The 8,258-nt window shown below is 61.7% G+C and carries 8 protein-coding genes; 6 read left to right on the top strand and 2 right to left on the bottom strand.

What is annotated here, in order from left to right; translation table 11 throughout:
* Window positions 1–519: 519 nt before the first annotated feature.
* Window positions 520–1,614 (top strand): replication protein RepA, encoded by a 1,095-nt coding sequence (locus tag AC1DKD_RS20380; RefSeq protein ID WP_477143635.1) that lies wholly within the window; start codon window positions 520–522, stop codon window positions 1,612–1,614.
* Between the two features lie 118 nt (window positions 1,615–1,732).
* On the opposite strand, the gene AC1DKD_RS20375 is transcribed toward AC1DKD_RS20380, so the two are convergent.
* Entirely contained in the window at window positions 1,733–1,936 is a 204-nt protein-coding gene (locus AC1DKD_RS20375; RefSeq protein WP_006159056.1) for a cold-shock protein, read from the bottom strand.
* A gap of 365 nt (window positions 1,937–2,301) precedes the next feature.
* On the opposite strand from AC1DKD_RS20375, the gene AC1DKD_RS20370 reads away from it, so the two are divergent.
* Complete coding sequence (locus tag AC1DKD_RS20370; protein WP_035875292.1) at window positions 2,302–2,961, top strand: AAA family ATPase; 660 nt, start codon at window positions 2,302–2,304, stop codon at window positions 2,959–2,961.
* Window positions 2,962–2,963: 2 nt separating this feature from the next.
* The gene (locus AC1DKD_RS20365) at window positions 2,964–3,980 is read left to right on the top strand and encodes a ParB/RepB/Spo0J family partition protein (protein ID WP_477143634.1); all 1,017 of its coding nucleotides are present in this window, start codon (window positions 2,964–2,966) and stop codon (window positions 3,978–3,980) included.
* A 54-nt stretch (window positions 3,981–4,034) separates the two neighbouring features.
* Here the strand turns inward: AC1DKD_RS20365 and AC1DKD_RS20360 are convergent, their stop codons facing one another.
* Window positions 4,035–5,681, bottom strand: coding sequence for a phage integrase family protein (locus AC1DKD_RS20360; RefSeq protein WP_441626179.1), 1,647 nt, complete (start codon window positions 5,679–5,681; stop codon window positions 4,035–4,037).
* Between the two features lie 507 nt (window positions 5,682–6,188).
* On the opposite strand from AC1DKD_RS20360, the gene AC1DKD_RS20355 reads away from it, so the two are divergent.
* The 3 genes from AC1DKD_RS20355 (at window position 6,189) to AC1DKD_RS20345 (ending at window position 8,114) form a co-directional block, all read left to right on the top strand.
* The gene (locus tag AC1DKD_RS20355) at window positions 6,189–7,046 is read left to right on the top strand and encodes a response regulator transcription factor (protein WP_441626177.1); all 858 of its coding nucleotides are present in this window, start codon (window positions 6,189–6,191) and stop codon (window positions 7,044–7,046) included.
* A gap of 197 nt (window positions 7,047–7,243) precedes the next feature.
* The gene (locus AC1DKD_RS20350; RefSeq protein WP_441626175.1) at window positions 7,244–7,702 is read left to right on the top strand and encodes a DNA-binding response regulator; all 459 of its coding nucleotides are present in this window, start codon (window positions 7,244–7,246) and stop codon (window positions 7,700–7,702) included.
* Between the two features lie 100 nt (window positions 7,703–7,802).
* Window positions 7,803–8,114 carry a hypothetical protein gene (locus AC1DKD_RS20345; protein WP_441626173.1) on the top strand — a complete coding sequence of 104 codons (312 nt, stop codon included), beginning with the start codon at window positions 7,803–7,805 and terminating at the stop codon, window positions 8,112–8,114.
* Window positions 8,115–8,258: the final 144 nt, after the last annotated feature.

Here is an 8,258-nt window from a genome sequence, read left to right as displayed (position 1 = left end):
GTTTCTGCGGGGATAACTAGTCCGCAAACCGGATCCCAACGGCATACGTGACGAAAAGCGCCCTTGATGCGCAGAAACGGGTACGCTTTTGGCTCGGGTGGCTGTGGAAAAGCCTGTGGGAACAGCGACTTATCCCCGCAGAAACCGGTTCGGGCTTTGCGCTGAAACGGGTTCGGTATACCGCAGAATCAGGTACAGCACTTCGCAGAATCGAGTACGGTTTCACGCAGAATCGGGTTCGGCGAGGCCATATTTCCGCTTAAGAATCAGAGCCTTGGGGGCTCCGTATACGGTTTACAAGTAGTTAACCCATACTCTTATCGTTTACCGGTAGCTGATGGGTTGCCGTCCGTGGACAACCCTCCGGGGTTGCCCACCGCCGGCAACCATGCGACCAGTCTGGAGACCCCCCCACCCCAAAACACGCGGCATTGCAGGAAATTCGTCTACTGAACCCGTTTCTGCGTGACAAGGCTGTTGGCTTCGCGTAAAAAGTCGGGTATTCCGAAGCACGCCAATATGCCGATCAAACGCAACCAGACCATCCTTGGGTCTCGCGGTCCCGCCGATGTGGACAGTGAGCCCTCCCGCATCATCGTTCCCGGCGACGAGAACAGTCTGGTTCCGTCCGAAAAATTCCAGCGGCTCTTTGACGAAGCCCAGGCCATGGAGCGTGAAGACGCCTGGCAAAGCGGCGAAGTCGGCTTTCTGAGCCGGGCCAGTGTGCAAGTCACCTTGCCTTATCGGGCGCCAAAGGGTGCTCCCCCTGTGTGGACGCGGACCAGCGGGAATATTTCGCTGATGATCCAGCCTGGCTATTTCACTCAGCAGCGTTCAGAAAAAGCGAGCAATGGTCGCCAGAAACTGGTATCCGAGACGGTGTCGCTCGGGTATCCCTACGGCTCCTATCCGCGCCTTATGCTTGCCTGGATCGGCAAGGAAATCATGGCCAAGAAAAAGCGAGGCGAGTTTACGGGAACCGTAGAGGACCGTCGCATCTCGCTTGGCAACTCCTTGTCCGAGTTCATGTATAACCTGGGCATTCCGATGGCCACAGGAGGTAAACGCGGCACCATGACCCTGGTGCGGCAACAGATGATCCGTCTGTTCTCCGCCACAATTGCGATCGTCCAGAACAAGTCAACGCCCAGCCAGAACCAAAACCAGAGCCACGAACCCCTTTCGATTGACCGTGTTGGCTACCTGCTGGCAGACCAGCTGTCGACGTGGTGGGATCCCATGCAGCCTGGCCAGGGGTCCATGTTCGAGAGTTTCGTGGTCTTGTCGGAGCCGTTTTTCAATGAACTGGTTAATCGGCCAGTTCCGGTGGATATGCRTGCGTTGAAAGCACTCAAGCAATCCCCGTTCGCGCTCGATGTTTACTCCTGGCTAACCTACCGCTTTTTCACGATCCAGCGCCGCACTGAGATCCCCTGGGAAGCCTTGCAGATGCAATTCGGCACGGAAACCGAGAGCGAGCGCAAATTCCGCGCACTGTTCCGCAAGGCGCTTAAGGATGTGCTGGTCGTCTATCCAGGCGCCAAGGTGGACGCCGATTCCTCCAAGGCGCTGATCCTGCAGCCTTCCCGGACGAGCGTTCGCAAGCTGGCCTGATCCTGGCCACACGTGGTGCGAACACAAAAGGCAAGCGAAAACGCTTGCCTTTTGCTTTGCTGACCACGCATGGCCCGGGAGCCTCGCGTGATCGGCGATTTCGGCGTGATTCGTGAGATCAGGCCGGCTTGATGGCGGATGCCTGCAAGCCCTTCGGGCCCTGCTTTACTTCAAACGTGACGCGCTGACCATCCTTGAGCGTCTTGAAGCCCGAACCCTGGATTTCGGAGAAGTGCGCGAACAGATCCGCACCGCCGTCGTCCGGGGTAATGAAGCCAAAGCCCTTGGTCTCATTGAACCATTTGACCGTACCGGTTGCCATGTGAATTTCCTTTCGAAGCAAGTTCTTGTACACAACGCTAACAACGCTAACAACCGTTCAAGCACGCTAAGTTCTCGTAGTTACCGAACGGACGCCGACGAGGTGACACGACTTGACTCGACTGTAGCGGGCATCATAACCAGTTTGTCTAGTTGTGTCATGTGCGCCGAAAGACGCACTATCGATACTTTAGGCGTATTTCATGCCGCATTTCAAGTGGAAATCTTTCATTTCCATAAAGCGAAATGTTTCCACTAATTTTATATTTTAAATATAAATTCAAAAAACAGTTGAGCCAGCACGTCACTTTGACTAAAGTTGCGGCTAGAGTTAATCGCGCTTTCAGCGCTGAAAGAGAGGTCTTAGTGCCAGCAAAAATCATCACGGTCTTTAACCAGAAGGGCGGGTGCGGAAAGACCACGGTCAGCATGCATCTCGCGGGTACGCTCGGTTTGCGCGGCGCACGCTCGATGCTGGTAGACATGGACGAGCAGGGCACCGCGACGCGTTGGGCCGCGCAGGCGAGCGACGAGCGACCCTTTCCAGCGTCGGTAATCGGCCTGGCCCCGTCTGGGGGTGCCATGCATCGCGAGGTCAGGAAGTTTGTGCAGGACTACGATTACATCGTGGTGGACTGCCCCCCAGCCGTGCATTCGGCGGCTCCCTCAAGCGCCCTGTTGATCTCCGATCTGGCGATCATTCCCGTCGTTCCGTCTCCTCCCGATCTCTGGGCTGCCGTGGCGGCCAAGACGCTGGCCCAGCATGCGCAGGTCCAGAACGAGACGCTCCGCATCCGCGTGATGGCAAACATGGTCCAGCGGCGCGTTTCCATTGCACGCCAGGCGATTGAAATATTGGGCGACGATTCGGAGGTGCCCCTGATGCATTCCATGATCGGCTCACGTTCGGCTTTCCGCGAATGCCAGGCGATCGGGTGCACGGTGCATGGTGTGGCGGGCGCGCGCGAGTCCGTGCAGGAAGTCGACATGATGGTCGACGAAGTCTTGTCTTTGATTGAGCAATAGGTATGGCAACAAAATTGAAAAGCCTCAAGGCAGGCATGCTGGCCGGAATGGCGGCCGAAAAGACGCGGGGCGACGCGCTCGACCGCTTTGCCCGTGCCGAAGCGGCAATTTCGCAGCATCCCAATGGTCTGTTGCAAGCGCGCAGCCGCGAGCCGAATCCCATTTTCAGCGCTGAAAGTGAGATGGAGGACGAGGGGGACGGGCGGATCCTGATGAAGGTTCCTCTGGCGCAACTGCACGACAATCCGTTCAATGCGCGCCGCATCTATGATCCGGTGGTGGTCCAGGAGCGGGCCGCTTCCATAGCCACGCATGGTCAGAAGACGCCGGGCCTGGCTACRCCGGATCCGGCGCGTCCAGGGCACTACATCCTGATCGATGGCCATTACCGCAAGCGCGCGCTGGCATCGGCGGGAAAGCTCGAGATGGAWTGTTTCGTCGAGAGCAACCTGAGCGATCTCGATTTCTATCGCTTGTCCTTCCTGCTCAATGAACAGCGTTCCGACCAGTCGGCGCTGGACAATGCAATCGCTTGGCGGCAACTCCTCGACGAAGGCAAGGTCCAGAAGGAGGAAGATATCTGCGAGCTGACTGGCATGTCCGCCGGGACCGTCAACAAGACCCTGGCGCTGTTAAGGCTCCCGGATTCTGTGTTGGGTGTCATGCGCGAGCGGCCCAGTGCAATCGGCATTGCGACCGGTTACGAACTGACTCTATATTGCAAGATCGTGGGAGAGGACCGTACCCGCGACCTCGCTGCCCGGATCATGGCGGAAGGCTTGTCCAGCCGCGAGGTCGAGGCCATTCGCAAGCATGCACAGGAAGGAAAAGCGCGCAAGATCAAGGAAATCAGTCGCCAATATAAGATCCGGAGCGATGGTGGCCTATTGCTGGGAACGATCAAGGAGTGGGATTCCGGCCGCGTGATGCTGGACGTCCAGGTGGGCGATCGCGGCGCCCGCGAAGCCCTGGTTGAGGCACTCAAGGCACGCTTCGGCCTGGACAAGCCTGCGGGCTGATGGCTGGGCGGCAGCATAGGGGACGGTCGCCGCGGCACGTTCGTCCACGAGGCGTCATCCGATGGCCGGTGTCCCCGACGCGATGATACCGGCCGCGGCCCCTGCATCGGGCCCGCGCGCGCCGGCCCGTGCCATGCGGGTTCGCCGCCCCGCAAGATCACGCGGAGAGCGCGCCGCGAATCCCGCATCTTCCTCTTCGCGATAGCGTTCGATCGCCTGGCTCAACAGCGCGTGCAGGCCCCGCACCGAGTAACCGGCACCTGGCGACACGTCGGCTTTGCGCCTGGCTCGCCCGGTGGGTGGCAGCCGGGGAGGTCCGATCAGCACGATCGGTTGGCCAGCCTGACCGTGCCAGTCCAGTCCGCGGTCTTGCCAGTGACGCTCCAGCGCGATGCGTGCCGGAGCGCTGAGTGCTTCATCTCCACAGCCGGGTTCGCCGGCCATGCCGAGCTTGTCGCGCGTGAATGTCGTCAGGTCGGCAAAACCAATATGTTGCTCCTGGAGCAAGCGAACCGCGGCCTCGGCTGCACGGTACCGCAGCCCCTCGGCGTCCCGCCCCCGAGCAGCCAGCCACTCCAGAAACCGGGAAAGGGAATCGAGCGAGAGCGGGCTGCCCACGCCGGCAGGCACCGCGGCACGTTGCGCGTTGGCCCGTGTCTCGGGCTGCCAGACATGGTCCGCAAGATACCCCTGAATCTGCAGCCACTCAAATAGCGCACCAAGGATGCGCGACGCGTGAAGCACGCTGCTTTCCGACAGCGGACCGGTGAACGGACGCCAGGCTGCCGATTCCCTGGGAGCGCGCGGTCCGACCCATAGCCGGACGGGGCCGGGATTGCGCAGGAACCCAAAGTACTCCAAACGATCCTGGCCGTCCAACGCGGCCAGCGGCTTACGCCGGTCCATTGCGGACCAGAGCAGCAGCCTCTCGGCTTCCTTGCGATAGGCCAACCAGGTACTCCGTTGCGCGCGATTGGCTGCAAGCCACCCGTGGACGGCCGCAAGATCGCTACTAAAAGAGCCTGTTACATCACTATTATGTTGGGTTATCTGCGCTGTCGCGGACCCCTCCTCGCGCATGAGTTCGAACGGCACAAGCTGGCGCAGGCGGGGCCCCAGCGCGGCCTCCGTCAAGCGGCCCTGGGCGCCAAAATGCTCGCGCAACAGTGGCTCGCCTCGCTCGTCCCTGACGACATCGCGATGATCGGCCAGCCAGCGGTTGATGACCGTCCCGGCGAGCGCCCCGATACGCGGAACCGAGCGCCACCACGCACTGCCGTGGCGATTGGCGAGTTCGACCAAAATGTGCAGATTGGATATCTTTTGGGCGCGTAAACGTCGCGCCAGGGCGGGAGCAAACCATAGCTCGATGCCATGATCCGCACGCGGCCGTGCGGTGCCGAGCCGCTCCAGTTCGGCCAGGGCTTCCACGCGCCGGTCCATGCCCCGGTTGGAGCGGCCGGGGCCGAGCTCGAGCAACTCGGCCAGATCCTGCCTGTTATGCAGGTGCGCCAGTTGTACCATGCGGTCACGCAGGCCGAGCAGCAAGCGCAGTGCGGACTCGCCACCGGCGTCGTCATCGCCGTCGTCGGACAGGTAGCGCCCGGCAACCATCGCGGCCGGCATACCCTGCACGTAGGCGCGGACGGCCGCAAATTCGCTACGGGTGAGACTCAGATTGGGGGCCTTACCGGGCTGCATGACAACGCCCAAACGGGCAGCTAAGATATTGATTCATAAGGCACTTAAGCGATCGCTAAATGCATCCGGGTAGAAATGCATAGTGAAATTTAATGCCGATAATTATAGCGCCGAATCCGTGCGGCCATCCCCGAATCGCGCCTGCCACAGGTTTCGACGTCGCGCGGTTCGGTAGCGTACATGGCGCGGTTGGCATCGCGCGACACCCTTTGACGGGTGTAACCCTCTCTTGCATTCACCCCCACCTGTGCATATCCTGATACCCAGAGTCAGAGTTCTTTAACTCTGACTTAAGAAACATCTAAAGCGTAAAAAACGCAAACGGGGCGATTCGAAACGACTCCACGGGATGGTCAGTCGGGCAGCGGAACCTGGACGGGTGCGCTGCCATGGCCTGGAGACGGGACGGATCGTATGGGACTGCAACCGCAACATAGCGGTCAGTTCCGTTAGCATGTGCGGGTTGTCGCGGGGCTCGCCATGCCGAAACAATAAAAGAGAGCGGCCATGGCCACAATCCTCTTGATCGAGCCACATCCTCTGCTGCGCCTGGGTCTGCGCCATCTGTTAACTCAAGCTGGACTCCACGGCGATCTGGTCGACATCGATCCGACTTCCTTGCCCCATCCTGCCGAATGGCTCTGCCATGCCGATTTGTTGGTCTATGGTTTGCCGCCGGACCAGGATGCAGGCTGGCAGTCGTTGGGAGACATCTGCCAGACCTTGATGCCCAGGCGGATACTGGTGTTGTCGGACCAGATCCCATCCCACTCGATCAGCGCTCGGATGCCAGACAATGTGCGGGGCGTGTTGTCCAAGGGCTGCAGCGCCGAGATGCTCGACGCGGCGATCCGCCTTGTTCTGGCCGATGGCGAGTGTTTCCCCGCGCGCGCGCAGGCGGCGCATGGCACCGATGGCGTCTCGGCGTGGCCGACCGACAATGCGCGCCACGCCCCAACGGCGCTGCATGTGCGGGCCGGGCCCGGCCAGGCGGATAGCGAGGCCGCAACCGCAGCCCAACATCCGTCGCGCCGCGCATCCGATGTGGCACCGGAGCCTGAAACGCCATCAGTGGGCTCGCATCTGCTCAACATTACAGAACGCCAGTACGAGGTGCTGGCACTGCTGGCACGCGGCTATCCGATCAAGACAGTCAGCCGCTTGCTGAACATTTCCGTGGCCACGGCCAAGACCCATGCGTGCACCCTGTATCAACGCCTGCACGTACGCAACAAGGGCGAGGCGGTCTACGTGGCGTTGCAGCGCGGCGCGAAACTGAGCTGGCCGGGCCCGGCTGCCGCCGCGCCGATTCGCGGCGCCGCCCAACTGGTTGATTTCGCCGCTGTTTGCCAGGCGGCCGCCTGAGCAGCGCGGCGCCTGCTCCCCGCCTGGCCGGCGGGGGCATGGCAACCCGCAAGCGCTTCAATCGTTGGCATGAGCCGCCTCATCCAAACGCACGAGGCGGCGCTTTGTTGTAGTTGCTACGCTTTTGACAAGTGCCGCATGCGATAGGCGATCCCTGTGCTTGCCGGCCGGATGTCCACCCGCGTCCACCCGAGTCGATGACAACGCTCCTGCTCGCCCACAATATGATGCTGCGCCGCGGACTGCTGCGCCACCTTCGCGAAATCTCATCACTCACGCCGGTATTGACACAGACTCCCGAATGGCTACTGGATGCGCCAGCGGCGGAAATGCCTTCGGCTCCAGTGGATTTCGCGCTGCTGGATTGCAGCGGCACGGACGCCGACCCGCAGGTTCTTGTCGACACCCTCTGCGCGCGCCTGGCGCCAAGGCGCTGGCTGATCCTGTGCGAGGCGCCTGGCTCCGGGGTGGCAAGCTATGCCGCCCGCCTTGGCGCGAGCGGGTGCCTGACCGTGCCGGCCACGCCCGAGCAGGCGCGCGCGGCGGTGGAGCTGGTCCGCGCCGGCGGCCAGTGTTTTCCCCGCAGAGCCTTCTCCATGACACCCGCGCCGGCTCCTTCCCCCATTGGTTCAGGTGGATCTACGGCAAGGGGATGAGGGCGGGCGGCAGCGTTGGCAACTATGCTGAAGGCGCGCGGGTAGCGAAGCCGGGAATATCAAATTCAATACGGCCGCCGCGCGTTGCAGAGGGGGTCATATGGACGCGGGAGTGGACATCCTGGTTGTGCGCGGCTTCGCCGTGCCCGAAGGCCGGGGCAAGTGGGCATGCTGCTACGAAATCAGATTGACGACCGGACGCGATGGGCCACTGCTCTATCGCGGCGAACTGCATGGCCGGCGCTATAGCTGCGAGGCGGCAGCCATCGCCGCGGCGACCTTCGCCGGCGAGCAGGAAGCGCGCCGGCAGGTGGCAACCGTCAGGGCTGGACTGATTGCCCGCCATGAGTATTGCGTGGTGGTAGCGAGCGAGCAGGCATGCGATGGCCGCAATGACGTGGCCACGGGCTAGCGGCGGCGCTAACCAGCCAGGCAAGGCGCTACGATCGGCGAGCATCGTGACGTCGCAAGGCGACAAGGCAAAGGGGGGCGAAAAGCGCGTGTTCGGGGGACCGGAGCGATCCGGTGCGTATGCCAATCCGGATGCGCACACGCG

The sequence above is a fragment of the Cupriavidus sp. 05T313 genome (assembly GCF_056396665.1).
This window is presented reverse-complemented; position numbering and strand designations above follow the sequence as displayed.

Coding starts and splice junctions, on each gene's coding strand:
- AC1DKD_RS20375 (WP_006159056.1), bottom strand. CDS start 1,936: ATGGCAACCGGTACGGTCAAATGGTTCAATGAGACCAAGGGCTTTGGC.
- AC1DKD_RS20360 (WP_441626179.1), bottom strand. CDS start 5,681: ATGCAGCCCGGTAAGGCCCCCAATCTGAGTCTCACCCGTAGCGAATTT.
- AC1DKD_RS20355 (WP_441626177.1), top strand. CDS start 6,189: ATGGCCACAATCCTCTTGATCGAGCCACATCCTCTGCTGCGCCTGGGT.
- AC1DKD_RS20350 (WP_441626175.1), top strand. CDS start 7,244: ATGACAACGCTCCTGCTCGCCCACAATATGATGCTGCGCCGCGGACTG.
- AC1DKD_RS20345 (WP_441626173.1), top strand. CDS start 7,803: ATGGACGCGGGAGTGGACATCCTGGTTGTGCGCGGCTTCGCCGTGCCC.